The organism is Xanthomonas sp. F14 (assembly GCF_014199865.1).
In genome coordinates this window covers 541,949-567,510 of sequence record NZ_JACHOM010000001.1, presented here as the reverse complement: position 1 = coordinate 567,510, position 25,562 = coordinate 541,949, and the positions used below count along the sequence as shown (strand labels likewise).

Below are 25,562 nucleotides of genomic sequence, written 5' to 3'. Positions count from 1 at the left end.
TCCAGGAGAAGTGGCGATTATCAGCCAGTTGCCGGCCGAACATGGCGGCGACCTGTTCAGCGCACGGACGTCGTCACCAGCGCCTGAAAACGAAAAGAGCCGGCAATGCCGGCTCCTCTCTTGCCAACCAGCGATCCTGGGCGGATCGCTGCCAGCGGTTTATTGACGCGTGCTGCCCGCATCCACACGAACGCCCCTGTCACCGGCGGTCGAAGCGGTCTGGGTCACCAGCTGACCGTCGACCACTGGCAGGCGATCGCTGGCCGGCTTGTCGTTCATGCGCACGGTCTTCTCGAAACCGTCGTAGCGGTAGGTCACGTCGTAGGCCACCACGTTGTCGGCATCGCCCAGCGAGATGCGCTCGCCCGGCTTGCTGTCCATGCGCATGGTGCCGGTGGTGCCGTCGGCATTGCGGTAGGTCACGTCGTAGCCGACCACGCGCGAGGACTGCGAATTGGCATTTTCGGTATGGCACTGGCGCTCGGTGCGATCCACCACGCGGCCGCCGACATGATTGCGGTCCACGCGATTACCGACCATGCCGCCACCGACCGCACCGGCCACCGTGGCCAGCTTGCGGCCGTTGCCGCCGCCGACCTGGTTGCCGAGCAGACCGCCGATCACCGCACCGGCGACGGTGCCGCCAACATTGCCATCGCGCTCGGGCAGACGTTCCTGCACCACCACGTCGCGGCAGACTTCGCGCGGCGAGGAGCTGGTGGTGGTTTCGCGGATGGCAGCGCTGTTGACGACCTGCGCGTACTGCGGCTCGCGCTCGGTGATCGGGGCGACCTTGACCACGTCGGCATATTCCAGACCACGCGGTGCCGGCTCGCCGTTGGCAACGAAATCGCCGGACGACGGGCGATTGTTCATGAAGGCGGCCGTGGCCACGCCTCCAACCAGCAACGCACCAGCAGCGACCAGTATAGTTGTCGTATTGCTCTTCATGATCCAGCTCCGTGCGGACACGCCGCGTTGTTGACGGCGTGATTCCAGCACGCGAACCCTGAACAAAAACGCCCTCGCTCATGAACGCCGCAGTTAAGTTCAGCTAGCGGTTATTTCATGCACTTCTAACAGCCGGAGCATCCGCATGCGCAATCCCGTCACCTCGCGCGCCCTGGAGTGGGCCAGCACCCTGCGCTACCCCACCTTGTTCAAGCTGGCGGCGGCGCTGTTTCTGGTCGACCTGGTGCTCCCGGACCCGATCCCGTTCCTGGACGAGCTGCTGTTCGGCCTGACCACGCTGTTACTCGCCAACTGGAAGACCCGCAAGGCACCGCTGCCCGCGCCGGTGCGCCGCGATTGATGCAGCTGGTCGATAGCCACTGCCATCTGGATGCCGGCGAGTTCGACCACGACCGCGCCGCGGTGATCGCGCGCGCGCGGGCAGCCGGTGTCGTACAGCAGGTGATCCCGGCGATCACCGCCGCCAGCTGGCCGGCGCTGCGCTCCGTCTGCACCCAGGCCCCCGGGTTGCACCCCGCCTACGGGCTGCACCCGATCTTTCTCGATCAGCACCGCCCCGAGCATCTGGAGCTGCTGGCCGAGTGGATCGAGCGCGAGCGGCCCTGCGCTATCGGCGAGTGCGGGCTGGACTTCTATCTGGACGGGCTGGACGCGCAGATGCAGCGCGATTATTTCGACGGGCAACTGCAGCTGGCCAAGCGCTTCGAGCTGCCGCTGATCGTGCATGCGCGGCGCGCCACCGAAGAGGTCATCGCCCGCATCAAGGCCGTGGGCGGCCTGCGTGGTGTGGTGCACAGCTTTGCCGGCAGCCCCGAACAGGCGCAGCAATTGTGGAAGCTGGATTTCATGATCGGCTTGGGCGGCCCGGTGACCTACCCGCGTGCCAATCGCCTGCGCGGCCTGGCCGCAACGATGCCGCTGGACTGGCTACTGCTGGAAACCGATGCGCCGGATCAGCCCGACGCCAGCATCCGCGGCCAACGCAACGAGCCGGCCTACCTGCGCACGGTGCTGGACTGCATCGCACAGCTACGCGGCGAGGCGGCCGAGCACATCGCCGCGCAGACCAGCGCCAACGCGCGGCGGTTGTTCGGGTTGCCGGGCTGATTACACTGCCCGTTGCCGCATGACGCGGCAACACGCGCACTCACCCCGCCGAGGCGGCCTCGGCAACAGGCCTGGCCGCAGCCACCTTCGGCTTGAGCAACATCTCCAGCGCCTTGCCCACCGCGACAAACGCAAAGGTGCCGGTGATATGCGTGGCTGCGCCCAGCCCGGCCCCGCAATCCAGCTTGAGCGTGGCGTCGGCATCCAGTTGCGGGCGAATGCCGCAGACGCTGCCATCGGCCTGCGGGTATTTGACGTTCTCCAGCGAGTACACCGCCGGCACGCCGAAATAGCGCTGCGGATTCTTGGGGAAATTGAACTCGCTGCGCAGCTTCTTGCGGATCAGCGCCAGCATCGCGTCGTGTTCGGTGCGCGAGACATCGCGTACCCGCACCAGGGTGGGATCGGTGCGCCCGCCAGCGGCGCCCACGGTGAGAAGCGGCAGCTTGCGTCGACGGCACCAGGCGATGGTTTCCACCTTCACCCGGAAGCTGTCGCAGGCATCGATCACCAGGTCGAACGCATCGCCGAGCAGCTGTTCGATATTGCCGGCGGTGAGGAACGACTCCACCGCATCGGCGTCGATTTCCGGGTTGATCGCCACGCAGCGTTCGGCCATCGCGCGCGCCTTGTTGCGTCCGTACTGCCCGGCCAGCGCCGGCAGCTGCCGGTTGGTGTTGGACACGCACAGGTCGTCGGCATCGATCAGGCGGATATGGCCAACGCCGGTACGCGCCAGCGCCTCGACCACCCACGAACCCACGCCGCCCATCCCCACCACCGCCACGCGGCAGGCGGCCAGCCGCTCCACCGTGCCGACTCCGTACAGCCGGTCGATACCGGCAAAGCGTTCACGCCATTGTGCTTTCATCAGCCTATTTTACGCGCGCCGCTCAGCGCGCGCCCATCGACCTATTGAAGCCCGCGTCCACCGGAGTTCCGTCCATGCCCGCCCCGCCCACCGAACAATCGCGCGCGTCCCGCTATGCCTTCCTGCTGGTGCTGGGCATCCTGATCGGGCTGGTGTGCACGGTGATGGTGGCGCGCGTGCTGCAGGCCAGACGCAACCCGGTGCCGGACAGCTTGATGCAGGTGATGGCTTACCAAATGCGCGCCCTGCAAGCCGATACCGATGGTGGCTGCAACTCCACACGCCAGCGAGCGCGACTGCAATCGTTGCGCCTGCTTGCCGGCGAACTGGAGCCGGCCTTTCCGGACATCGGCGAGGACCGCCGCTTCGGCGAGCATGCCAGCGCCCTGCGCACGGTCCTGGACCAGGCACAGCGCACGCCGCCAGCGGATTGCGCCGCGCTTGCCGCACTCAGGCCACAGATCAATGACGCCTGCGAGGCCTGTCATCGCGACTTCCGCTGACCCGCCATCGCACCGCCGCATCGATGCTCACGGCGGGGGTAGTGAACAGGACGCTCGGGTTTCGTTAAGCCTGGAGTGATCCAGTTGGCAGGCCGTTCACCCTGACCAACCCAGGATGACGTCGCCGCGGCCCTGACCGCTTTTTCGAACCACCCCGGAGAGACCTCATGAAGACCCGACTGCTCGTCATTGGCCTGGCTGCAACCGCGACGCTGGTTGGCTGCGCCACCTCCCAGCCCCAGTACGGCAGCTACCGCGGCGACCGCGGCTACGACCAGGGCTACTCGCAGCCGCAGGCACGCTGCGTGGATTGCGGCATCGTGACCCGTATCGATGAAGTCGGCCCGACCCGCAGCGCTCCCACCGGCACCGGTGCGGTGCTCGGCGGCATCGTCGGCGCGGTGGCCGGTCGCCAGATCTCCAAGGAGACCGGTGGCAGCAAGGGCAACAAGAACGTCTCGGCCGTGGCCGGTGCCGCCGCCGGCGCGCTGGCGGGCAATGCGATCCAGAACAACGTCACCAGCGACAGCTTCGATGTGCAGGTGCGCATGGACGACGGCCGCGTGATCGTGGTGAACCAGCGCGACCTGGCTGGCGTGCGCGAAAACGCCTACGTGCGCGTGGTCAACGGCAAGGTCGTGCTGCGCTGATCGGCGCGCTTACCAGTAGCGGCCAGTAAAACCACTGCGCTCACCGCTAGGACCGCGCAGTCGGCACCCGGAATCGACATGCATCCACGTGTACTTCGATTTCTTCGTGCCCGCCTGACGACTGCTCGCTACGTTCGATTCACCAGTGTTGGCGAATGACAGAAAGGCCCGGCGACGGGCCTTTCTGCTGTCTGCACGATGGCCGCGGTGTTGCGCCGCGCTCAGACCACCTGCACCGCATCGGCCTGCAGGCCCTTCTGTCCCTGCACCACGGTGAAGCTGACCTTCTGGCCTTCCTTGAGACTCTTGAAGCCCTGGATCTGGATCGCACGGAAGTGGACGAAGACGTCCTCGCCGTTTTCGCGACTGATGAAGCCAAAACCCTTGGCGCCGTTGAACCACTTCACGACACCATTCTCGCGTTCGATATTGGACATCTCGACTGACTCCCTACGACACTGTGATGGACTGACGGTGGTGGCTGTGATTGCAAGGAGGAAGCGAGGTACAAGGATGTAGCGGATCGAACGATCTACCGCATCAGGCCACGATTCACGGTGACCGTTGCAAACAGCAGCGCTGGCAACTTAACCCGCACCAAACGAATTTTCAAGCACCTCTTGCGCAATTTTGTCAAGCCTGAAACAGGACATTTTTAAACATCATGGACATCACCGTCGTCTACTACATCCTGGCTGGCGTGCTGGTCCTGATCGGCCTTGCCGGGGTCGTCCTGCCGGCGCTGCCAGGCCTGCCACTGGTGTTCGCGGGACTGCTGGTGGCGGCCTGGGCCGATGGCTTTGCCCACGTCGGTTGGGTGGCGCTGGTGATTCTGGGCCTGATGACGGCGTTGTCGTTTGCGATCGACTTCCTTGCCACCGTGTATGGCGCCCAGCGGGTCGGCGCCAGCAAGGCGGCACTGTGGGGCTCGGTGATCGGCTCGGTCGTCGGCATCTTCTTCATGCCGGTCGGCTTGTTCGTCGGGCCGTTCGCCGGCGCGTGGCTCGGCGAGTATTGGCAGACCCGCAAATCCGACCAGGCCACCAAGGTCGGCTTCGGCACCTGGCTGGGCATCGTGTTCGGCACCGCGACCAAGCTGGCACTGGGCCTGTGCATGCTGGGCGTGTTCGCCATCGCCTGGTTTTTCTAGCGGATTTCCAGCGTTCACAGACGGTGATTGGGTCGACTTGTCTCCCGGACACTGACGACGCAGGCACCCACGCGGTCGCAGACAGCTGCCGATTGCAGGCGTCGCCCGGATGTTATGCCACCGTGTACACACCGCGTATGCAGGCGCGACCGTTAAGCTTCGCATCTGACGCGCCTGCCTGGCGCCTTTATTCGGCCAGACTGCCCATGTCCAAGCACCGCACCCGTCCCTTGATGCTGATTGCCCTGGCGGCGGCGCCACTGGCGCACGCACAGGAAATCGCCCCCACCCCCGCTTCGCCGCAGGCCTGCACCTCCGTCACCTCGGACGCGGCACGCCTGGCCTGCTATGACCAGGCGCTGGGCTATACCCCGCAGCTGACCGCCGAAGCCGATGCCGCTGCGCAGATCGCCAAGCAAAAAGAGTCCAAGCCGCAGGACGAACGCGCCATCAGCCGCGTTGGCGACTTCTTCCGTGCCGACGGCCAGGATCAGCCCAAGGCCGAGGCGGTCGCCAACGCTGGCCGCGGTTCGTTGCTGGACCGCCGCTGGGAGCTGGCCAAGGACTCCAAGCTGGGCACCTTCCAGTTGCGCGGCTACAAGCCGGTCTACCTGCTGCCGGCATTCTGGACCAGCGACTCCAACCGCACCCCGCAGTCGCCGAACCCGGCCAACTCGGTGTCCACCCCGCAGCAACTGGACAGCACCGAACTGAAGTTCCAGCTCAGCTTCAAGACCAAGGTGGTCGAGGATCTGTTCGGCGACAATGGCGACATCTGGATGGGCTACACCCAGAGCTCGCGCTGGCAGGCCTACAACACCGATGCCTCGCGCCCGTTCCGCGAAACCAATTACGAGCCGGAAGCGATGCTGGTGTTCCGCAACAACTACAGCCTGTTCGGCTGGAAGGGCCGCATGAGCGGCATCAGCATCAACCACATGTCCAACGGCCGCGAAGATCCGCTGTCGCGCTCCTGGAACCGGGTCATCCTCAACATCGGGCTGGATCGCGAGAACTGGGCACTGACGCTGCGCCCGTGGTTCCGCATCAAGGAAGACCGCGCCGACGACAATAATCCCGATATCGAGGATTACATGGGCCGTGGCGACGCCACCCTGGTCTACAACAAGGACGGGCATGAAGTGGCGTTGATTGCGCGGCATTCGCTGCGCGGCGGCGACCGCTCGCATGGCTCGGTGCAGCTGGATTACGGCTTCCCGATCACCAACCTGCTGCGTGGTCACGTGCAGGTGTTCGACGGCTACGGCGAAAGCCTGATCGACTACAACCACAAGGCCACCTACATCGGCCTGGGCGTGTCGTTGCTGGAGTGGTTCTAAGCACATCGCACCGCTGCGCTGAGCAACGTCGAGACCATTGAAAAGCCGGCATGCGCGCATGCCGGCTTTTTTGCGTCCGGATTGCAGGCCTGGAGCGGTAGACGTGGCAGGCAGTCGTCAGCTCGGCGCGCAGGAATTGCAGCGCATGCCGATTCAGGACGCGGCCCACGCCTGCCTGGCGATGAGCGCAGCAGTTTGATAGCCGCTTCAGGTTCTGCAGCGCTGACGATCACGCTGCCCCGCATATATATAGGCTGCTCCGCACCCTCCGCACATATAAAAAAAACAGCGCAGGAGATCATCCTGCGCTGTCTTCATGAAACGGTTTTGGCAGCGATCAGACGTCGAAGAAATCGACCTTGCCGTCCTTCAAGGTGTAGTACGCACCGACGACGCGAACATTGCCCGCGCGCAGCGGTTCGAGCAGCGCCGGCTCGGACGCGCCGCGCAGGCGGTCGACGGTGCGCTTGACGTTGGCCTTGACCGAGGCCGCCAGCAGGTCGTCGCCGCCCTTACTCTTGGCGGTCAGCACGGCCGGGACGATCGGCTCGATCATCGCGCCGATCGCGCCCGGGAAGAATGCGTTCTTTTCCACCACCGACACCGCCGCAGCGACCGCGCCACAGCTCTCGTGGCCCATCACCACCACCAGCGGCACGCCAAGCTGGCTGACCGCGTATTCGATCGAGCCCAATGCCGTGGTGTCGACGGTATTGCCGGCATTGCGGACGATGAACATCTCGCCCAGGCCGCGCCCGAACAGCAGCTCCGGCGGCACGCGCGAATCCGAGCACGACACCAGAATCACAAACGGGGTCTGCCCCAGCGCCAGTTCCAGACGGCGCTTGCTGTCGGAAATGACCTTCTTGGGGCGGTTTTCCACGAAGGCGGCGTTGCCGTCACGCAGCACCTGCAATGCCTGCTCGGCATTGAGATCGGTCTTCTTCGACGGCGCCGCGCCTGCGGCGAACGGCAGTGACGCGGCGGCGGCCGCGATCGGCGCACAACAGGCACATTGCAGCAGTTTTCGACGGGATGCGGAATGCGACATGGACGAGCCCCTGCTCTCTGGTTGTGGCGCGATCGTACACCGCGGCAGGCGCCGCACCACGGCGTGGCTGGAGCTTATGTCGACACGATTTCGCAGCCCGTCCCCCCCGGGTTCAGGTCCAGTCCGTCAGCCCCTCGCGGCGATAGGTTTCCTGAAATGCCGGGCGGGCTTTCATTCGCTGCGCATGCGCCTGCAAGGCCGGCCAGCTATCGCTGGGACGGGGCATGTTGCGCGACCAACGCATCATCATGGTTAGCATGAAATCGGCCGCCGACAGGGTCTGCCCGAGCAGATACGGGCCGTTGGCCTGCAGGTGCGTATCGACCCGGGCCCAGGCCGCCTCCAGTCTGGCGCGCGCCTGGGATTGCGCGGCTTCGGCGTGCGCGGCACCGGCCGGCTCGTCCGGATAGAACCAGGCCCGGTACGCCGGCTGCAAGGTGTTGGCGCAGAAGAACATCCACTGGTAGTACGCCGCACGCTCGGGAGTGCCGAGCGGCGGTGCCAGCCCTGCCTGCGGATGCAGGTCGGCCAGATGCAGCACGATCGCGGCCGCCTCGGTCAGCACGTGTCCGTCGAGCACCAGCGTCGGCACCACGCCGGCCGGATTGAGCGCCAGATACTGCGGCGATTTCTGTTCGGCACGTTCGAAATCCAGCGGATGCAGTACGTGCGGTACGTCGAGTTCGATCAGCAGCCAATGCACGACCAGGGCTGCGGTGCTGGGGGTGTGGTACAGCGTGGCGCTCATACGGATTCCTGAGTCGGTTGGTGCAGGCGAGCTTGCGTGGTTCACAGCGATTGTCCTCGCCCTGGTGGATGCCATCGAAGATCCGGGCGGGGGCAGTTGGCCCGCTGCGACGGATTCCGTACATCGTCGCAGCGGTTTCAGCGCGGCGCCACCGCGGCGCTGCACCTGCGCTCGCCGGCCCGGTCGGCGCGGCATTGCCTGGCACTCTGGTTGCACTGCGCGATGCAACAGCCCGCCACTGCGGGCGCGCTGGCTGGTGCCCTTATTCCACCACCACCGGAATCTTGCCGATGCGCGACTGCCATTGCCGCGGGCCGGTCTTGTGCACCGATTCGCCGGTGGAATCCACCGCCACGGTGACCGGCATGTCCTTGACCTCGAATTCGTAGATCGCTTCCATGCCCAGGTCTTCGAATGCCAGCACGCGTGCGGCCTTGATCGCCTTGGACACCAGGTACGCCGAGCCGCCGACCGCCATCAGATACACGGCCTTGTTGTCGCGGATCGCCTCGATCGCCGCATCGCCGCGCTCGGACTTGCCGACCATGCCCAGCAGGCCGGTCTGCTCCAGCATCTGGCGGGTGAACTTGTCCATTCGCGTGGCGGTAGTCGGGCCGGCCGGGCCGACCACTTCATCGCGCACCGGGTCGACCGGGCCGACGTAGTAGATGAAGCGGTTGGTGAAGTCGACCGGCAAGGTTTCGCCCTTGTTGAGCATGTCGATCATGCGCTTGTGCGCTGCGTCGCGGCCGGTCAGCAGCTTGCCGTTGAGCAGCACCACCTCGCCCGGCTTGAAACTGGCGACCTCTTCCTTGGTGATGGTGTCCAGGTTGACCCGGCGCGCATTGGTCGGGTTGTAGGTGAGCTTGGGCCAGTCTTCCAGCGACGGCGGGTCCAGCATCACCGGGCCGCTGCCATCCAGGGTGAAGTGCGCATGGCGGGTGGCCGCGCAGTTGGGAATCAGCGCCACCGGCAGGTTGGCGGCGTGGGTCGGGTAATCCTTGACCTTGATGTCCAGCACCGTGGTCAGGCCGCCCAGGCCCTGCGCGCCAATGCCGAGCGCGTTGACCTTTTCGTAGAGTTCCAGCCGCAGCTCTTCGGCGCGATTGGAGGCGCCGCGCGCCTGCAGGTCGACGATGTCGATCGGCTCCATCAGCGCTTCCTTGGCCAGCAGCATGGCCTTTTCGGCAGTGCCGCCGATGCCGATGCCGAGCATGCCCGGCGGGCACCAGCCGGCGCCCATGGTCGGCACGGTCTTGAGCACCCAGTCGACGATGGAGTCGGACGGGTTGAGCATGGCGAACTTGCTCTTGGCCTCCGAACCGCCGCCCTTGGCCGCGACGATCACTTCGACATGGTGGCCGGGCACGATCTTGGTGTTGACCACGGCCGGGGTGTTGTCGCGGGTGTTGGTGCGCTTGCCGGCCGGGTCGGCCAGCACGCTGGCGCGCAGCTTGTTGTCGGGGTGGTTGTAGGCGCGGCGCACGCCTTCGTTGACCATGTCTTCCACGCCCATCGTGGCGTCGTCCCAGCGCACCTGCATGCCGATCTCCAGGAACACGGTGACGATGCCGGTGTCCTGGCAGATCGGGCGATGGCCTTCCGCGCACATGCGCGAGTTGATCAGGATCTGCGCGATGGCGTCCTTGGCCGCCGGCGACTCTTCGCGCTCGTAGGCAGCGGACAGGTTCCTGATGTAGTCGACCGGGTGGTAGTAGCTGATGTACTGCAACGCGTCGGCGACGGACTGGATGAGGTCTTCCTGCTTGATCGAGGTCACGGCTGGCTCTACGGCTGGCGGGGGCAATCCGGCCATTTTAGTCGAAACTCCCGGCGTGTCCGGGCGTCGCGTCAATCGAGGCGATTGATCGGGCCTGCGATCGCGCGCGTAGCTGCCCCGCAGTATGGGCACGCTGCAGGCCATCGACCGCACTGCCTTGCACGCGTGCAGTCGGCAGCGCACCCATTCCGCCGTAGGCGCGGCGCACCTCCAACACCCCGCGCCGACGCGTGGCGCTGCACACTAAGCCGATGTCAGCCTCCCGTTCCGGCGCCCCTGCGCCTGCCGCTCCCCGTACCGGCCCCACCCTGCGCGAGCGCCTGGATGCGCTGCGCAACCTGCCGCCCTTCCTGCGCCAGATCTGGCAGACCAGCCGCTGGCTGAGCGCCAGCAGCATCGGCTTGCGCGTGCTGCGCGCGTTGATGCCGGTGGCCTCGTTGTATATCGGCAAACTGATCATCGACGAGGCGATCCACCTGGTCGGTCAACCGCCGGCCTTCGACTCGCTGACGCAGGCGCTGGGCAGCGGCCGGCTGAACCGGCTGCTGGAATTGCTGGCGCTGGAACTGGCCCTGGCGGTCGGCTCGGACCTGCTGGGCCGGCTGGTCGGCTACGCCGATGCCTTGTTGTCGGAGCTGTTCAACAACGCCGCCAGCGTGCGCCTGATGGAGCATGCCGCGCAGCTGGATCTGGAGGACTTCGAAGACCCCGACCGGCAGGACAAGCTGGATCGCGCGCGGCGCCAGACCATGAACCGCATGAACCTGATGAGCCAGCTGTTCGGCCAGGTGCAGGACGCCATCACCGTGGTCAGCCTGGCGGTGGGCCTGGTGGTGTACGCGCCGTGGTTGATCCTGCTGCTGGCGATCGCGCTGATCCCGGCCTTCATCGGCGAGGCGCATTTCAATGCGCTGGGCTATTCGCTCAACTTCCAGTGGACACCGGAGCGGCGCCAGCTCGACTACCTGCGCCAGGTCGGCGCGAGCGTCGAGACCGCCAAAGAAGTCAAGATCCTCAACCTGCACCGCTTCCTGATCGCACGCTATCGCCGTCTGGCCGACAAGTTCTTCCAGGCCAATCGCGCGCTGGCGCGCAAGCGTGCGCTGTGGGGCGCATTGCTGGCTGCGCTGGGCACCCTGGGCTACTACATGGCCTATGGCTACATCGCCTGGCGCACCGTGCGCGGCGATTTCAGCATCGGCGATCTAACTTTCCTGGCCGGCAGTTTCCTGCGCCTGCGCCAGTTGCTCGAAGGCCTGCTGATCGGGTTCTCGCAGGTCGCCGGCCAGGCCTTGTATCTGGACGATCTGTATTCGTTCTTCAACATCGTGCCGGAGATCCGCTCGCGCCCGAACGCGCTGCCGGTGCCGCGACCGATCCGCCAGGGCTTCGTGTTCGAGGACGTGGGCTTCCGCTACCCGGATGCCGAACAGTGGACGGTGCGGCATCTGGATTTCGAACTGCGTGCCGGCGAAGTGCTGGCGCTGGTCGGCGAAAACGGCGCCGGCAAGACCACACTGGTCAAGCTGCTGGCGCGGCTGTACGACCCGGACGAGGGCCGTATCCTGCTCGATGGCCGCGACCTGCGCGACTACGACCTGGACGATGTGCGCGCCAACCTGGGCGTGATCTTTCAGGACTTCGTGCGCTATCACCTGAGCGTGGGCGAGAACATCGGTGTCGGCCAGGTCGATGCGATGGACGATGCGCCACGCATCCGCGCCGCCGCGCAGCGTGCGATGGCTGGCGAGCTGATCGATAGCCTGCCCGATGGCTACGACCAACTGGTCGGGCGCCGTTTCAAGAACAGCGTGGACCTGTCCGGCGGACAATGGCAGAAGATCGCCATCGCGCGCGCCTACATGCGCGATGCGCAGCTAATGATCCTGGACGAACCCACCGCCGCCCTGGATGCGCGCAGCGAGTTCGAGGTGTTCCAGCGCTTCAAGGAGCTGTCGGACAACCGCACCGCGGTGCTGATCTCGCACCGCTTCTCCAGCGTGCGCATGGCCGACCGCATCCTGGTACTGGCCGCAGGCCGCATCGAGGCCAACGGCACCCATGCCGAACTGATGGCCCAGGGCGGGCGCTATGCGGAGCTGTTCGAATTGCAGGCGGCGGGGTATCGGTGAGGCCGGGGATTGGGCATTCGGGATTGGGGATTGGTAAGAGCTGCCGGCTCATCCGCGAGCCCGATGCGTCCAGAACACAGGATCTGCTCTTGCGAATCCCCAATCCCGACTCCCGAATCCCAGCCGGCCAAATGAGAGCCCCTCTCATTTGGCCGGCTTGAGGTAGAATTGCCGGGTACTCTTCCCACGACACTTACCGGTATGTCTTCCGCTTTCGGCGCCGAAACGGTGCTTGAGGTCCGTCACTGGACCGATGCCTACTTCAGCTTCACCACCACCCGCGACGCCGGTTTCCGCTTCGAGAACGGGCAGTTCGTGATGATCGGTCTGGAGACCGAGACGCGGCCGCTGCTGCGTGCGTACTCGATCGCCAGCGCCAACTGGGAAGAACACCTGGAGTTCTTCAGCATCAAGGTGCCGGACGGCCCGCTGACCTCGCGGCTGCAGCACATCCAGCCGGGCGACAAGGTACTGGTCGGCAAGAAGCCCACCGGCACGCTGCTGATCAGCGACCTGCACCCAGGCCGCAACCTGTACCTGCTGGGCACCGGTACCGGTCTGGCGCCGTGGTTGTCGGTGATCAAGGACCCGGAAACCTACGAGCGTTTCGACAAGGTGATCCTGACCCAGGGCGTACGCTTCGTGCAGGATCTGGCCTATCGCGACTACTTCGAGCGCGAGCTGCCGCAGCACGAATTCCTCGGCGACATCCTGCGCGAGAAGTTGTTGTACTACCCGGCGGTGACGCGTGAGGCGTTCGCCAACCAGGGCCGCCTGACCGAGCTGATGGCCGACGGCCGCATGCAGCAGACGCTCGGGTTGCCGCCGCTGGATCCGGCCAACGACCGCTTCATGATCTGCGGCAGCCCGCAGATGCTGGCCGACCTGCGCAGCCTGCTGGATGCACGTGGCTTCCAGACCTCGCCGCGCATCGGCACGCCGGGGCATTACGTGTTCGAGCGCGCCTTCGTCGAGAAGTGATGCGGCGCGCGTGAGAAGTCAGCGCGATGCGGCGTTTACGCAGACCGCGACGCCGGCATGCACTGTCGTAGGAGCGCACCCGGGCGAGACGAAGCGTTCCCGGGAAGGCTTCATCGCGCCCAGGTGCGCTCCTACGATTCAACTAGCGCGCGCTCGATGTCCGCAGCCAGCGCGTCCGGTTTGGTGGCCGGGGCGTAACGCTCCAGCACCGTGCCATCGCGGCCGATCAGGAACTTGGTGAAATTCCACTTGATCGCCTCCGATCCCAGCACGCCGCGCTGTTCGCGCTTGAGCCATTGCCACAGCGGATGCGCGCCGCTGCCATTGACTTCGACCTTCTCGGCCAGCGGAAAATCCACCGCGTAATCGAGCGAGCAGAACTGGCGGATCTGCGCGGCATCGCCCGGCTCCTGATGACCGAACTGATCGCAGGGAAACCCGATCACCACCAGACCACGCTCGCGATAGCGCTGCCACAGCGCCTGCAGGCCTGCGTACTGCGGAGTAAATCCGCATTTCGAAGCGACATTGACCACCAGCACCACCTTGCCGGCGTAATCGCGCATCGAGCGGGGCCGGCCTTCCAGGTCGGTGAATTCGAACGTGGAGATATCGCTCATGGCTGCCCTGAAGTATGCGAGGTGGGCAGCGTAACCCAGCAGCCGGCAGCGTCGCATCGCGGTCGCCGAGCGCGTCAGCCGGGAGAGGCGGTTTTCAACGGATGCGTCGCCGCAGCCAGCTGACCCTTCCTGCTGGTCCCGGCCGTTGCCACGGCGCGCTACCGGCCAGCATCCGTCAGGCAGACCGATCGAGACATCGCTGCCCGCCGAGCAGCCGGAATGCAGCCGGGTGGAACACGCCGCACCGTAGACAGGCAGCGCCCGCCCGGCGGCGGCACGCGCATGGTGTCATCGGTCGTGTGCCCACAAGACCAGCACCGCTCGTGCCCGCCTGATGGCATCGTAATGACCGTGCAGCCATGCCTTTTGTCACACGCCTGTCCGGCCCGGCTGGGGTAGCCTCGGCGGTTCGCACTTTGGAGCCATCCTCTTGACCACCCGTCTCGCCTTTGCCCTGGCCGCCTCCCTGGGACTTGCCATGCCGTCCTACAGCATCGCCGCACCCGCCACCACGCAGGCCGCCACCCAAGCCAACCCCTTCTTTGCCGACAGCACGCTGCCGCTGCACTACCCGCAGTTCGACAAGATCAAGGACAGCGATTTCGCACCCGCCTTCGACGCCGGCATGACCGAGCAGTTGAAGGAAGTGGAAAAGATCGCCAACCAGAAGGCCAAGCCGAGCTTCGACAACACCCTCATCGCGCTGGAAAAAAGCGGCGCCACGCTGGATCGCGCCACCACGGTGTTCTTCAACCTGGTCGGTGCCGACACCAACGACGCGCGCAAGAAACTGCAGGCCGACTATTCGGCGAAGTTCGCCGCGCACCGCGATGCGATCTCGCTCAATGGCAAGCTGTTCGCGCGTATCCAGACCCTGTACGACCAACGCAGCAAGCTGGGCCTGGACGCCCAGGGCGTGCGCCTGGTCGAGAAGTACTACAGCGATTTCGTACGCGACGGCGCCAAGCTCTCCGATGCCGACAAGACCACGCTCAAGGCGATGAATGCCGAGCTGGCCAACCTGGGCACCACCTTCAGCCAGAACGTGCTGGCGGAAGTGAATGCCGCCGCCGTTGTCGTCGATGACGTCAAGCAGCTCGATGGCCTGTCCGAAGAGCAGATTGCCGCTGCCGCTGAAGCCGCCAAGGCGCGCAAGCTCGACGGCAAGTACGTGATCGCGCTGCTCAACACCACCGGCCAGCCGCCGCTGACGCAGCTGAAGAATCGCGAACTGCGCAAGAAGATCTACGACGCCTCGGTGTCGCGTGGCAGCCACGGTGGCCAGTACGACAACACCGCACTGGTGGCGCGCATCATGAAGCTGCGTGCCGACAAGGCCAAGCTGCTCGGCTTCCCGACCTACGCTGCCTATTCGCTGGAAAACCAGACCGCCAAGACACCGGAGGCGGTCAACGCGATGCTGGGCAAGCTGGCGCCGGCGGCGGTGGCCAATGCCAAGCGCGAGGCGGCCGATCTGCAGGCGATGATCGACAAGGAGCAAAAGGCCGCGCGCAAGCCGACGTTCAAGCTCGAAGCCTGGGACTGGGCCTACTACAGCGAGAAGGTGCGCCAGGCCAAGTACAACTTCGACGAATCCCAGCTCAAGCCGTACTTCGAGCTGAAGAACGTGCTGGAAAACGGCGTGTTCTATGCGGCCAATCAGGAATACGGCCTGACCTTCAAGCAGCGCACCGACCTGCCGACCTACCGCGACGACATCACCGTCTATGACGTGTTCGACGCCGACGGCAAGCAGCTGGCGATCTTCATCGCCGACATGTATGCACGCGAATCCAAGCGCGGCGGTGCCTGGATGAACTCCTACGTGTCGCAGTCGGCGCTGACCGGTTTCAAGCCGGTGGTCGCCAATCACCTCAACATCCCCAAGCCGCCGGCCGGCCAGCCGACGCTGCTGACCTGGGACGAGGTGACCACCATGTTCCATGAGTTCGGCCATGCGCTGCACGGCATGTTCTCGGACGTCAAATACCCGTATTTCTCCGGCACCAGCGTGCCGCGCGACTTCGTCGAGTTCCCCTCGCAGGTCAACGAGATGTGGGCCGACGAGCCGTCGATCCTGAAGAACTACGCCAAGCATTACCAGAACGGCACGCCGATGCCGCAGGCGCTGCTGGACAAGGTGATTGCCGCCTCCAAGTTCAACCAGGGCTTTGCCACCACCGAGTATCTGGGTGCGGCCATGCTCGATCAGAACTGGCACCAGATCAGCGCCAGCCAGGTGCCCGACGCAGCAGGCGTGATGGCATTCGAAGCCAAGGCCCTGCAGCAGGACGGCATCGCCTACGCGCCGGTGCCGCCGCGCTACAAGACCCCGTATTTCAGTCACATCATGGGCGGTTACGCGGCCGGCTATTACGCCTACATCTGGTCGGAAGTGCTCGACGCCAACACCCAGCAGTGGTTCAAGCAGCACGGCGGGCTGAGCCGCGCCAACGGCGATCGCTTCCGTCAGACCCTGCTCTCGCGCGGCGGCAGCGTCGATGCGATGGAACTGTTCCAGAACTTTGCCGGCCATGCGCCGCAGATCGAGCCCCTGCTCGAGAAGCGCGGCCTGAGTGCGCAAGGTGGCGATGGCGCCACGCCGGAAGCGCCGCAGTCCAAGCCGTAATCGCACTGCGTTGAAACCAAGACGCCGCCCGGAGCGATCCGGGCGGCGTTTTTGATGGTCGCGATGAAGCGGGCTGCGCGAGCCGCAGACGCCGTGCTCAGAGCTCGACCGAATCCACGCCGTCGAGCAATTTCCTCAACAGCTTTTCCAGCCGCACCTGCTCGGCATCACTGATGCTGGAGGTCTCTGCATTGAGCAGCGTGCAGGCGTCGGGAAGCAGGCTGTTGATCAACGCCAGGCCTGCCGGCTGCAAGGTCAGCATGATCTTGCGCCGATCGTCCGGGCTGCTGCCACGCGCGATCAGGCCCTTCTCGCACAACTGGTCGGTGAGCCGGGTGATGTTGGCCGGCTTTTCGCTGGCGGCTTCGGCCACTTCGGTGGGCGTGATCGCCTGCTCCGGGGTGCCGTAGAGCATCATCAGAATCTCGTATTCCGGCGGGCTGATGCCGTATGGCTTCAACCGCGCGCACCCCTGCGTATGCAGTCGCTTGTAGAGGTGCTTGATCAGCCGCACCAGGACGGCCGGTTCACGCGGAAACGCCGGATAGCGCACACAGGTGTGGTCCACGCGACTTGCGGTTGGATCGAAACTACTCATATCACCCGTTTGCTTACATTACTGAATGGCCAAGCCATTCAATCACATCATCTGTGGGGTGACACCTCAGCGTGCGAAGAGATGTACATATTCCGGCGCGACCGACGCCAATACTGTCGAGGCAGCGACCTCGGCCGTTTGCGTCCCATCCGAATACGGCCCCACCTGATATGGCGGAAACACGAACCGAAGCGCGGTGATCTGCCCTGCCGGATTGAGCACCGGTACGAACTGGGCAAAGTTGTCGACCTGCGCGGCAGTGCCTTCGGCAATCATGCGATCGGCAGAGGCCAGCTGCTCGGCCTGTTCTTCGACCGGCACGCGATCGGCCTCCACGCGCTGGCTGGCGGCGTTGTGCAATTGCACGGCCACCTCGCGCCCGATCCTTTCCCAGCCTGCCGGATCCGGAATCAAGGCCTGCGCGGTCAATTGCTTGCGCTCCTTGACCAGCCAGACGAAGCGCGCCACCAACGGCTCGCCATGTGCACCACCGGTATAGCGGCTGCCGTCGGCGGATACGACGATCAGGTCCGGTGTCTGCAACACGGTCTCGAACGCCAGCGACAACTCGTAGGGTGCGGCCGGCTTGTCGTTGCCGAGCCCGGAGACCGCTTCCATGAGCTCGGTACGTGCTGCCTGCGCATAGCTGCGGATCAGTGCGGTCAGCTCGGGAAACGCGTCCAGCCCGCGCGGATAACTGATACCCACCATATAGGCGGGCGCGTGCTCGATCACATCCTCCAGCGGGCCGCTTTGCACCAGCACGGGCTCGGCCGGCGGTGCCGCGGCGGCGGCGGCGTCAGCGGCCGGCTGTGCCGATTCGGCCGTCGTCGGCTCGCGCTGCGTACATCCTGCCAACACGGCCAGCACCAGCAAGCCCCGGACTGCGTTCACTCCTGACAACCGCCCCATTCCCACCTGCTCCCCATCGATACATCTGCAAAGACACGCTGCCGGCGATCAGGCCAGCAGATCCTGAAACTGTTGGTGCCGCCGGACATACGCCTCGGCGTAACTGCAGGCAGGCACGACCTTGTAGCCCTGCTGGCGCGCATGTGCCAAGGCAGCCTCCACCAGCACTGCGGCAATACCGCGTCCACCGATCGCGTCGGGCACATGCGTATGGGTGATGGTCATGCGCTCACCTTCCAGACGGTATGCCAGTTCGGCATGCTGTCCATCGGTGTCTACGCTGAAGCGCTGCTGCGTGGAATCGTGGTCTGCCTGCACTGTCGCTGCCTCCATGGTGGTCTGCACGAGGCAGTGACGATGGCGAGCAGTGTGACCAGCGCGGCGCCGCGCCTGCGTGAAAATGAATCGATGCTGTGACCGCACGCGCAGCCTGCCGAACCGGCACTTAAGTTCGCTCGCACCGCGCCGATAGCTGAGCCGAAGGCGCCCGTTGCAAGCCGGGCCGGCGCGACCGCCGATGCCTTCGCCTTATCTACGAGGAGTCACCGCATGCACAACGATTCGGCAGGACACGGCGCAGACAGCGATAGCTCGCTGCTGGAAGGCCTGTTCCAGTTCGCCATCAAGGGCGACACCCACAACCCCGACTTCGCGCAGCTCAACGACACGGTGTACCAGCGCCTGCAGCAGGCCTACGGGTCGGTGCCCACCGGCAGCGTCGCTGGCGACCAGAACCGCGACGCGGCCTGAGCCGGCATCGCATCACTCGCCAGGACCGCTCGCGCACTCGCCGCGATGGTCCTGGTCCGGTCGCCCGAGGCGACCCGCCCATCCCGACACCTTTGACCTAACCGCGCGTGCCACCGGCGACTGGCGCTCGGTTTGCCAACCGGTCAGCCGAAACGCGGATGGGACAGCTGCTCCAGGAATACCTGCAGCACGCGCGGCTCCATGATCAGCATGAACATCACGCCGAACGCGGCACCGGCCAGGTGCGCGCTGTGGTTGATGCGATCGCCGCCGCGGCGGTCCATCCACAGGCTGTAGCCGACATAGAACACCGCATAGATGATCGCCGGCGCCGGAATGAACAGCACCAGGATGATGGTCCACGGCTGCAGCAGGATGAAGGCGAACAACACCGCCGACACCGCGCCGGAGGCGCCCAGGCTGAGATAGTTCGGGTTCTTCTGGTTCTTCAGATAGCTGGGCAGGATCGAGACCACCAGCGCCGCCAGATAGAACAGCGGATAGGTCAGCACGCTGCCGGTCAGCTGGGTCATCACGTTTTCGATCACCCGGCCAAAGAAGAACAGCGTGATCATGTTGAAGACCAGGTGGCCCAGGTCGGCATGGATGAAACCGTAGGTGACCAGGCGGTCGTACTGCTTGTGCTTGTCCAGCGCCGGCGGCCACAGGATCAGGCGGTCGGCCAGCTTGCGGTTGTTGAACGCCATCCACGAGACGATGCCGGTGATGGCGATCAGGATCAGGGTAATCATGCGGACCTCAGGCAGAACGGTAATTGTCGACCATGCGATACCCGCGCGCGTACAGGCCGAAGGCCAGTGCCGCCAGGAACGCGAAGGCCGCGAAGAAGAACATCAAAAATGCCGCTTCGCTGAGCCCAGTATCGGCGATGTGGGAGGTCACCGTGGCGTTGCGCACTGCCACGTTCGACAGCAGCACCCATAGATTGCCCACCGTGGTGGTCAGATACCAGAAGCTCATCACCACGCCCTTCATGGACGGCGGCGCCTGGCTGTAGGCGAACTCGATCCCGGTGGCCGACACCAGCACCTCGCCGAAGGTCAGCAGCGCATAGGGCAGGATCTGCCAGGCGATATGCATCGGCTCGCCGCCGTCCATGCTGATCTGGATGGCGCCGACCGCGATCCAGGCCAGGCCGCCGAAGGCGATGCCGCAGGTCATGCGGCGCAGCGCGGTCGGCTCCCAACCGCCACGCCGCAGCAGCGGATACAACACCAGATTGTTGAACGGGATCAGCAGCATCACCAGCAGCGGATTGAGCGCCTGCATCTGCGAGGCGGTGAACCAGGCCGGCATCGTCATCTCGCGCCCCTGCAGGACCCAGGTCGAGGCCTTCTGGTCGAACAGTGAAAAGAACGGCGTCACCAGCGCGAAGATCACCAGCACCCGCAGCAGCGCGCGCACGCCTTCGACCGCGGTATCGGGATGGATGCCGCGCGCGCGCTCCAGCTGCCACCAGGTGCCGCCGCCGATGCCGGCCAGCAACAGCACCAGCGCCATGCACAGGCAGATGACGATGCCGAGCTGGTCGACCAGCGCAAAGCAGGCCAGCGCCAGCAGTACCGACAGCACTGCCAGCATCAGCCCCGGGCGGCCCTGCCCCGGCGCCTGTGTCAGCAGTGCGGTGCGCACCACCGCACCGAAGCCGTGCGGGTCCTTCGGCGGCAACGGCACCCGCACATAGCGCCTGCGGCCCAGCCAGAACACCAGCGTGGCCACGAACATCAGGATGCCGGGAATGCCAAATGCCCACGCCGGGCCCAGGTTCTTCAGCGCCAGCGGGATCAACAACGAGGCGAACAACGAGCCGAAGTTGATGATCCAGTAGAAGCCGTCGAACACCACCTTGGCCAGGTGCTTGTTGGACTGGTCGAACTGGTCGCCCATGAACGAGGCCACCAACGGCTTGATGCCGCCCGCACCCAGCGCGATCAGGCCCAGCCCGAGGAAGAAGCCGTTGCGGCTGCCTTCGAACAGCGCCAGGCAGGCATGCCCGGCGCAATACACCAGGCTGAACCACAGGATGGTGTTGTATTTGCCGAAGAAGCGATCGGCCAGCCAACCGCCGAGCAACGGGAAGAAAAACACCCCGATCATGAAGCTGTGCAGGATGTGCTTGGCCTCGGCCTCGCGGCCGGGTCCGCTGACCTCCTGCAACAGCAGCGAGGTGATCAGGAACTGCACCAGGATGTTGCGCATCCCGTAGAAGCTGAAACGCTCGCAGGCTTCGTTGCCGATGATGAAGGGTATCTGGCGCGGCAGCCGCGCACCGGCAGTGGGGCCCGGCAAGGTGGAAGTGGTCAAGGGCAGTCCGGTCGAGCAGAAAACACGCGCTATCGTACCGGCGGCCGCCGGTTGGCCGCCATCGCGACCATGGGATAAGGCCTTGGATGCGCGCTGCATGCATCGACGCCGCTGCGCTCGTTGCCGCCGTTGCGGTGCGCCTGACACGTCGTCCGGCCCAGGCGTGCCAAAAAAACCTGTCGGTACGCCGCAACCACGCCGATCACACGCAAGTCATGACGCAGTGCAGATTGGCCTGCTGCGCCGGCTCGGCTACATTGCAAACGTTTTCCTGGAACACTGGACCGCTGGATGCCCCGCTTCACCCGCCTGGCCCTGAGCCTGTTGCTGCTGACCACCGCCCCTGCCGCACTGGCCGCCGAACCGCTGACCACCCAGGCCGAGCGCAGCGGGTTTGTGCAAACCGGACGCTACGATGAAGTCATCGCGCTCTGCGATGCCTTTGCGCAGCGCTACCCGAAGGCGGTGCGCTGCATCGAATTCGGTACCACCCCGGAAGGCCGGCCGATGAAGGCGCTGATCGTCTCCACCAGCGGCGCACTGGATGCCGACAGCGCTGCGCAGCGCAAGTTACCGGTGGTGCTGGTGCAAGGCGGCATCCATGCCGGCGAGATCGACGGCAAGGACGCGGGCTTTCTGGCCCTGCGCGAATTGCTGGACGGCAAAACCGGCAAAGGCGTGCTCGACAAACTGGTCTGGGTGTTCGTGCCGGTGTTCAACGTCGACGGCCATGAGCGCTTCGGCGCCTGGAACCGACCCAATCAGCGCGGCCCCGAGCAGATGGGCTGGCGCACCACTGCGCAGAACCTCAATCTCAATCGCGACTACCTCAAGGCCGACGCGCCGGAAATGCAGGCGATGCTGCGACTGGTGCAGCAGTGGGATCCGTTGATGTACGTGGACCTGCACGTCACCGATGGTGCCAAGTTCGAGCACGACGTATCGGTGCAGGTGGAGCCCGTGCACGCCGGCGATGCCACGCTGCAACGCGACGGCACGCGCTGGCGCGATGCGGTGATTGCCGACCTGTCCAGACAGGGCTCGCTGCCGCTGCCGTATTACCCCTCGTTCGTGCACGAGGACGACCCGACCTCGGGCTTTGCCGACGACGTGTCGCCGCCGCGGTTTTCGCATGGCTATTTCCTGCTGCGCAACCGCTTCGGCATGTTGGTGGAAACGCACTCGTGGAAGACCTACCCGGTGCGCGTACGCGTCACCCGCAACGCCATCGTGTCGGTGCTGCAGCAGGCCGCGCGCAACGGCGCCCGCTGGCGCGCCGATGCGCTGGCGGCCGATCAGCGCGCCACCAGGCTGGCCGGCGAGATGGAGCCGTTGAGCTTCGCTGCCGGCCCGGCCGCACGCACCGTGGCCTTCCGTGGTTACGCCTACACGCGTACGCCCTCGCCGATTTCCGGCGCGTTGATGACGCGCTACGACGAGACCAGGCCACAACTCTGGAAGGTGCCGTTACGCGATCAGATCAAGCCGGACGTGGTGGTCGATGCGCCACGCGGCGGCTACCTGGTGCCTGCCGCGCAAGCGGCGCTGGTGGCGGAGAAACTGCGCCTGCACGGCATCGCCTTCGACACCATCGCCACCACTGCCGCCCATCCGGTGCAGAGCTTCCGTGCCGACAAGGCAACGTTTGCCGCGCGTTCCAACGAAGGCCACCAGAACCTGGAGATCACCGGGCAATGGCGCGATGAAACCCGCACTGTGCCGGCCGGCTCCTTGTTCGTGCCGATCGCCCAGGCCAGGTCGCGCCTGGTGATGGCGATGCTGGAACCGCAGGCGCCGGATTCGCTGCTGCAGTGGGGCCTGTTCAACACCGCATTCGAGCGCAAGGAATACATGGAGGACTACGTCGCCGAAGAGGTCGCGCGCGACATGCTCGAGCGCGACCCGGCAGTGAAGGCGCAATTCGAACAGCGTCTGGCCAGCGATGCGGCCTTCGCGGCCGACCCGAAGGCACGCCTGGAATTCTTCGCGCGCCTGCACTCCTCCTGGGACGAGCGCTACCGCCTGTATCCGGTGCTACGCACGGCACAGACCAAGTTCTGAGCCGGCGCCCGCTTCCGGCAAGCACCTGATTCGGCGCGCACGCGCGCCTTTCGAACCCGGGCACCGCGGTGCCCTCCCTGATTGCAACCGCACCACAAGGACCACCGTGCCACATCTCGATATGAAACCGTTTACACCCTCCAGTCCACGCCGTCTTGCGCTGGCCATCGCCCTTGGCGTCAGCACCGCGTTTGCCGCCCCGCTCGGCGCACAGACCGCTGCAACGCAGCCGTGGATGGACACCGCGCTGACCGCGGACCAGCGCGCCGACCGTCTGCTCGCGCAGATGAGCGAGGACGAAAAATTCCAGATGCTGCGCAGCTACTTCGGCCTGGGCACCGACAAGATTCCCAAGCCCGAGGGCGCGCTGGGCTCGGCCGGCTATGTCCCCGGCATCCCACGGCTGGGCATCCCGGCGCAGCAACTGGCCGATGCCGGCGTGGGCGTGACCAATCCCGGCGGCATCCGCAAGGGCGACTTCGCCACAGCGATGCCGTCCGGCCCGTCGACCGCGTCGAGCTGGAATCCGCAGCTGGCCTATGCCGGCGGCAAGACCATGGGCCGCGAATCCTGGCAGCAGGGCTTCAATGTGCTGCTGGCCGGCAGCGTCAACCTGCAGCGCGACCCGCGCAACGGACGCAATTTCGAATATGCCGGCGAAGACCCGCTGCTGGCCGGCACCATGGTCGGTGAGTCGATCCGCGGCGTGCAGAGCGAGCACGTGCTGTCGACGATGAAGCACTACGCGCTCAACGACATGGAGACGCGACGCAATTTCCACAGTGCCGAGATCGGCGAGCAGGCGATGCACGAATCGGACCTGCTGGCGTTCGAGATCGCGTTGAAGATCGGCGACCCGGCCTCGGTGATGTGCTCCTACAACAAGATCAACGGCATCTATGGTTGCGAGCACGATTACCTGCTCAACCAAGTGCTCAAGCAGGAATGGAAATACCCCGGCTACGTGATGTCCGACTGGGGCGGCGTGCACAGCGGCTCCAAGGCGGCCCTGGCCGGGCTGGATCAGCAATCGGCAGGCGAAGTGTTCGACGCGGCGGTGTTCTTCGACGCGCCGTTGCGCATGGCGGTGTCGGCCGGCGTGGTGCCGCGCGCGCGCTTTGACGACATGGTCAAGCGCGTGCTGCGCAGCCTGTTCGCGCATGGCGCGTTCGATCATCCCACCCAGCGCCAGCCGATCGACGGCAAGGCCGGGCAGCTGTCCGCGCAGCATGTTGCCGAGGAAGGCAGCGTGCTGCTGCGTAACGAGCAGGCCACCTTGCCGCTATCCAAGGACGTGCGCCGCATCGCGGTGATCGGTGGGTATGCCGACAAGGGCGTGATGTCCGGCGGCGGTTCCTCGCGTGTGGACTACACCATCAACGGTGGCAACGCCGTACCCGGCCTCAATCCGACCACCTGGCCCGGCCCGGTGATCATCCATCCGTCCTCGCCGCTGCAGGCGCTGCGCGCCGCGTTGCCGAACGTGCAGATCGATTATGTCGACGGCAAGGACCGCGCTGCCGCGGCACGCGCGGCCAAGGCCGCCGATGTGGCGATCGTGTTCGCCACCCAATGGTCGGCCGAATCGGTGGACCTGCCGGACATGCAATTGCCCGACAACCAGGATGCCTTGATCGAGGCGGTGGCCAAGGCCAACCCCAAGACCACCGTGGTGCTGGAAACCAACGGCCCGGTGCGCATGCCCTGGGCCGAGCGCGTGCCGGCGGTATTGCAGGCGTGGTATCCGGGCATCGGCGGCGGTGAGGCGATCGCCAACCTGCTGACCGGCGCGGTGAACCCTTCCGGCCATCTGCCGGTGACCTGGCCGGTGGACGAATCGCAGCTGCCGCGTCCCTCGATCCCGGGCCTGGGCTTCAAGCCGGCCAAGCCGGGCGAAGACAGCATCGACTACGCCATCGAAGGCGCCAACGTCGGCTACAAGTGGTTCGCCGCACGCAAGCTGACCCCGCGTTATGCGTTCGGCCATGGCCTGTCGTACACGCAGTTCCGCATGGGCGGGCTGCGCGTGGAAGCCAACGGCAGCCAGCTCACGGCGAACTTCGAGGTGGAAAACATCGGCCAGCGCGAAGGCGCCGCCGTGCCGCAGCTCTACGTCACCCTGCCCGACGGCCACGCCACCCCGCTGCGCCTGATCGGCTGGCAGAAGCTCACGCTCAAGCCGGGCGAAAAGCGCGCCGTGCAAGTGATCGCCGAACCCAAGACGCTGGCCGACTTCGATGCCAAGGCGCGTCACTGGACGATTGCCGCCGGCACCTATCGCGTGCAGCTGGCACGTTCGGCAAGCGAACCGGTGCAGAGTGCAGAGGTCAGCTTGCAGGCGGCGCAGCTGCCGTAAGCCGGTGTGGTGGCGGGTATGCAGTG

24 protein-coding genes are annotated in these 25,562 nt (G+C 65.5%); 12 read left to right on the top strand and 12 right to left on the bottom strand.

What is annotated here, in order from left to right; genetic code table 11:
• Window positions 1-159: 159 nt before the first annotated feature.
• Window positions 160-951, bottom strand: a complete 792-nt coding sequence (locus GGR73_RS02500; RefSeq protein ID WP_006451921.1) for a glycine zipper 2TM domain-containing protein — start codon at window positions 949-951, stop codon at window positions 160-162.
• A 145-nt stretch (window positions 952-1,096) separates the two neighbouring features.
• On the opposite strand from GGR73_RS02500, the gene GGR73_RS02495 reads away from it, so the two are divergent.
• Both GGR73_RS02495 and GGR73_RS02490 read left to right on the top strand, forming a co-directional pair.
• Complete coding sequence (locus GGR73_RS02495; protein ID WP_024938927.1) at window positions 1,097-1,312, top strand: DUF6116 family protein; 216 nt, start codon at window positions 1,097-1,099, stop codon at window positions 1,310-1,312.
• Window positions 1,312-2,079, top strand: a complete 768-nt coding sequence (locus tag GGR73_RS02490; protein WP_184455498.1) for a TatD family hydrolase — start codon at window positions 1,312-1,314, stop codon at window positions 2,077-2,079. Before GGR73_RS02495 ends, GGR73_RS02490 begins: the two co-directional genes overlap by 1 nt.
• 40 nt (window positions 2,080-2,119) lie before the next feature.
• Here the strand turns inward: GGR73_RS02490 and GGR73_RS02485 are convergent, their stop codons facing one another.
• Window positions 2,120-2,950 (bottom strand): tRNA threonylcarbamoyladenosine dehydratase, encoded by an 831-nt coding sequence (locus GGR73_RS02485; protein ID WP_104570554.1) that lies wholly within the window; start codon window positions 2,948-2,950, stop codon window positions 2,120-2,122.
• A gap of 74 nt (window positions 2,951-3,024) precedes the next feature.
• Between GGR73_RS02485 and GGR73_RS02480 the strand changes: the two genes are divergently transcribed.
• A complete protein-coding gene (locus GGR73_RS02480) occupies window positions 3,025-3,453 on the top strand; it encodes a cytochrome c (protein WP_166771125.1) in 429 nt (142 codons plus the stop codon).
• A gap of 167 nt (window positions 3,454-3,620) precedes the next feature.
• Entirely contained in the window at window positions 3,621-4,103 is a 483-nt protein-coding gene (locus GGR73_RS02475) for a glycine zipper 2TM domain-containing protein (RefSeq protein ID WP_016902706.1), read from the top strand.
• Window positions 4,104-4,324: 221 nt separating this feature from the next.
• On the opposite strand, the gene GGR73_RS02470 is transcribed toward GGR73_RS02475, so the two are convergent.
• Window positions 4,325-4,540 (bottom strand): cold-shock protein, encoded by a 216-nt coding sequence (locus GGR73_RS02470; RefSeq protein ID WP_184455497.1) that lies wholly within the window; start codon window positions 4,538-4,540, stop codon window positions 4,325-4,327.
• Window positions 4,541-4,767: 227 nt separating this feature from the next.
• Between GGR73_RS02470 and GGR73_RS02465 the strand changes: the two genes are divergently transcribed.
• Both GGR73_RS02465 and GGR73_RS02460 read left to right on the top strand, forming a co-directional pair.
• A complete protein-coding gene (locus GGR73_RS02465) occupies window positions 4,768-5,253 on the top strand; it encodes a DUF456 domain-containing protein (RefSeq protein ID WP_184455495.1) in 486 nt (161 codons plus the stop codon).
• A gap of 206 nt (window positions 5,254-5,459) precedes the next feature.
• Window positions 5,460-6,593: a phospholipase A gene (locus GGR73_RS02460; protein ID WP_016902704.1), complete on the top strand. Its 1,134-nt coding sequence runs from the start codon at window positions 5,460-5,462 to the stop codon at window positions 6,591-6,593.
• A 337-nt stretch (window positions 6,594-6,930) separates the two neighbouring features.
• Here the strand turns inward: GGR73_RS02460 and GGR73_RS02455 are convergent, their stop codons facing one another.
• From GGR73_RS02455 to GGR73_RS02445, 3 genes are all read right to left on the bottom strand, one after another.
• Window positions 6,931-7,569 carry a carbonic anhydrase gene (locus tag GGR73_RS02455; RefSeq protein ID WP_180969661.1) on the bottom strand — a complete coding sequence of 213 codons (639 nt, stop codon included), beginning with the start codon at window positions 7,567-7,569 and terminating at the stop codon, window positions 6,931-6,933.
• 187 nt (window positions 7,570-7,756) lie between these two features.
• On the bottom strand, window positions 7,757-8,392 hold the full coding sequence (locus tag GGR73_RS02450; protein ID WP_024938922.1) for a glutathione S-transferase family protein: 636 nt from the start codon (window positions 8,390-8,392) through the stop codon (window positions 7,757-7,759).
• 262 nt (window positions 8,393-8,654) lie between these two features.
• A complete protein-coding gene (locus GGR73_RS02445; protein WP_039809645.1) occupies window positions 8,655-10,172 on the bottom strand; it encodes a fumarate hydratase in 1,518 nt (505 codons plus the stop codon).
• A 251-nt stretch (window positions 10,173-10,423) separates the two neighbouring features.
• Here GGR73_RS02445 and GGR73_RS02440 point away from each other — a divergent pair, with 251 nt between their 5' ends.
• Both GGR73_RS02440 and GGR73_RS02435 read left to right on the top strand, forming a co-directional pair.
• Window positions 10,424-12,304 carry an ABC transporter ATP-binding protein gene (locus GGR73_RS02440; RefSeq protein WP_184379994.1) on the top strand — a complete coding sequence of 627 codons (1,881 nt, stop codon included), beginning with the start codon at window positions 10,424-10,426 and terminating at the stop codon, window positions 12,302-12,304.
• Window positions 12,305-12,505: 201 nt separating this feature from the next.
• Window positions 12,506-13,285: a ferredoxin--NADP reductase gene (locus tag GGR73_RS02435; protein WP_024938919.1), complete on the top strand. Its 780-nt coding sequence runs from the start codon at window positions 12,506-12,508 to the stop codon at window positions 13,283-13,285.
• A 131-nt stretch (window positions 13,286-13,416) separates the two neighbouring features.
• On the opposite strand, the gene GGR73_RS02430 is transcribed toward GGR73_RS02435, so the two are convergent.
• Complete coding sequence (locus GGR73_RS02430; RefSeq protein ID WP_184455493.1) at window positions 13,417-13,905, bottom strand: glutathione peroxidase; 489 nt, start codon at window positions 13,903-13,905, stop codon at window positions 13,417-13,419.
• A gap of 430 nt (window positions 13,906-14,335) precedes the next feature.
• On the opposite strand from GGR73_RS02430, the gene GGR73_RS02425 reads away from it, so the two are divergent.
• Window positions 14,336-16,534 carry a M3 family metallopeptidase gene (locus GGR73_RS02425; protein WP_172837930.1) on the top strand — a complete coding sequence of 733 codons (2,199 nt, stop codon included), beginning with the start codon at window positions 14,336-14,338 and terminating at the stop codon, window positions 16,532-16,534.
• A 97-nt stretch (window positions 16,535-16,631) separates the two neighbouring features.
• On the opposite strand, the gene GGR73_RS02420 is transcribed toward GGR73_RS02425, so the two are convergent.
• The 3 genes from GGR73_RS02420 to GGR73_RS02410 all read right to left on the bottom strand — a co-directional run bounded on the left by GGR73_RS02420 (window position 16,632) and on the right by GGR73_RS02410 (window position 18,377).
• Complete coding sequence (locus tag GGR73_RS02420) at window positions 16,632-17,132, bottom strand: MarR family winged helix-turn-helix transcriptional regulator (protein WP_024938916.1); 501 nt, start codon at window positions 17,130-17,132, stop codon at window positions 16,632-16,634.
• Window positions 17,133-17,198: 66 nt separating this feature from the next.
• Entirely contained in the window at window positions 17,199-18,044 is an 846-nt protein-coding gene (locus GGR73_RS02415) for a DUF3298 and DUF4163 domain-containing protein (RefSeq protein ID WP_160954880.1), read from the bottom strand.
• Window positions 18,045-18,092: 48 nt separating this feature from the next.
• Window positions 18,093-18,377 (bottom strand): GNAT family N-acetyltransferase, encoded by a 285-nt coding sequence (locus GGR73_RS02410; protein WP_024938914.1) that lies wholly within the window; start codon window positions 18,375-18,377, stop codon window positions 18,093-18,095.
• A gap of 216 nt (window positions 18,378-18,593) precedes the next feature.
• Between GGR73_RS02410 and GGR73_RS02405 the strand changes: the two genes are divergently transcribed.
• Entirely contained in the window at window positions 18,594-18,794 is a 201-nt protein-coding gene (locus GGR73_RS02405; RefSeq protein WP_046342190.1) for a hypothetical protein, read from the top strand.
• A 143-nt stretch (window positions 18,795-18,937) separates the two neighbouring features.
• Here GGR73_RS02405 and GGR73_RS02400 read toward each other — a convergent pair whose 3' ends face one another.
• Both GGR73_RS02400 and GGR73_RS02395 read right to left on the bottom strand, forming a co-directional pair.
• Window positions 18,938-19,546 carry a rhomboid family intramembrane serine protease gene (locus tag GGR73_RS02400; RefSeq protein WP_046342189.1) on the bottom strand — a complete coding sequence of 203 codons (609 nt, stop codon included), beginning with the start codon at window positions 19,544-19,546 and terminating at the stop codon, window positions 18,938-18,940.
• Between the two features lie 7 nt (window positions 19,547-19,553).
• Window positions 19,554-21,119 (bottom strand): POT-type proton-dependent oligopeptide transporter, encoded by a 1,566-nt coding sequence (locus GGR73_RS02395; protein ID WP_184455491.1) that lies wholly within the window; start codon window positions 21,117-21,119, stop codon window positions 19,554-19,556.
• A 291-nt stretch (window positions 21,120-21,410) separates the two neighbouring features.
• Between GGR73_RS02395 and GGR73_RS02390 the strand changes: the two genes are divergently transcribed.
• Window positions 21,411-23,180, top strand: a complete 1,770-nt coding sequence (locus GGR73_RS02390) for a M14 family metallopeptidase (protein ID WP_184455489.1) — start codon at window positions 21,411-21,413, stop codon at window positions 23,178-23,180.
• 121 nt (window positions 23,181-23,301) lie between these two features.
• A complete protein-coding gene (locus tag GGR73_RS02385; protein WP_184455487.1) occupies window positions 23,302-25,536 on the top strand; it encodes a beta-glucosidase in 2,235 nt (744 codons plus the stop codon).
• Window positions 25,537-25,562: the final 26 nt, after the last annotated feature.

Excerpts from the sequence above, each read along its gene's own strand:
- GGR73_RS02410 (WP_024938914.1), bottom strand. The coding sequence starts at position 18,377 with ATGGAGGCAGCGACAGTGCAGGCAGACCACGATTCCACGCAGCAGCGC.
- GGR73_RS02430 (WP_184455493.1), bottom strand. The coding sequence starts at position 13,905 with ATGAGCGATATCTCCACGTTCGAATTCACCGACCTGGAAGGCCGGCCC.
- GGR73_RS02485 (WP_104570554.1), bottom strand. The coding sequence starts at position 2,950 with ATGAAAGCACAATGGCGTGAACGCTTTGCCGGTATCGACCGGCTGTAC.
- GGR73_RS02460 (WP_016902704.1), top strand. The coding sequence starts at position 5,460 with ATGTCCAAGCACCGCACCCGTCCCTTGATGCTGATTGCCCTGGCGGCG.
- GGR73_RS02470 (WP_184455497.1), bottom strand. The coding sequence starts at position 4,540 with ATGTCCAATATCGAACGCGAGAATGGTGTCGTGAAGTGGTTCAACGGC.
- GGR73_RS02490 (WP_184455498.1), top strand. The coding sequence starts at position 1,312 with ATGCAGCTGGTCGATAGCCACTGCCATCTGGATGCCGGCGAGTTCGAC.
- GGR73_RS02385 (WP_184455487.1), top strand. The coding sequence starts at position 23,302 with ATGAAACCGTTTACACCCTCCAGTCCACGCCGTCTTGCGCTGGCCATC.
- GGR73_RS02450 (WP_024938922.1), bottom strand. The coding sequence starts at position 8,392 with ATGAGCGCCACGCTGTACCACACCCCCAGCACCGCAGCCCTGGTCGTG.
- GGR73_RS02465 (WP_184455495.1), top strand. The coding sequence starts at position 4,768 with ATGGACATCACCGTCGTCTACTACATCCTGGCTGGCGTGCTGGTCCTG.
- GGR73_RS02435 (WP_024938919.1), top strand. The coding sequence starts at position 12,506 with ATGTCTTCCGCTTTCGGCGCCGAAACGGTGCTTGAGGTCCGTCACTGG.
- GGR73_RS02440 (WP_184379994.1), top strand. The coding sequence starts at position 10,424 with ATGTCAGCCTCCCGTTCCGGCGCCCCTGCGCCTGCCGCTCCCCGTACC.
- GGR73_RS02475 (WP_016902706.1), top strand. The coding sequence starts at position 3,621 with ATGAAGACCCGACTGCTCGTCATTGGCCTGGCTGCAACCGCGACGCTG.
- GGR73_RS02405 (WP_046342190.1), top strand. The coding sequence starts at position 18,594 with ATGCACAACGATTCGGCAGGACACGGCGCAGACAGCGATAGCTCGCTG.
- GGR73_RS02495 (WP_024938927.1), top strand. The coding sequence starts at position 1,097 with ATGCGCAATCCCGTCACCTCGCGCGCCCTGGAGTGGGCCAGCACCCTG.
- GGR73_RS02390 (WP_184455489.1), top strand. The coding sequence starts at position 21,411 with ATGCCCCGCTTCACCCGCCTGGCCCTGAGCCTGTTGCTGCTGACCACC.
- GGR73_RS02420 (WP_024938916.1), bottom strand. The coding sequence starts at position 17,132 with ATGAGTAGTTTCGATCCAACCGCAAGTCGCGTGGACCACACCTGTGTG.
- GGR73_RS02400 (WP_046342189.1), bottom strand. The coding sequence starts at position 19,546 with ATGATTACCCTGATCCTGATCGCCATCACCGGCATCGTCTCGTGGATG.
- GGR73_RS02415 (WP_160954880.1), bottom strand. The coding sequence starts at position 18,044 with ATGGGGCGGTTGTCAGGAGTGAACGCAGTCCGGGGCTTGCTGGTGCTG.
- GGR73_RS02500 (WP_006451921.1), bottom strand. The coding sequence starts at position 951 with ATGAAGAGCAATACGACAACTATACTGGTCGCTGCTGGTGCGTTGCTG.
- GGR73_RS02480 (WP_166771125.1), top strand. The coding sequence starts at position 3,025 with ATGCCCGCCCCGCCCACCGAACAATCGCGCGCGTCCCGCTATGCCTTC.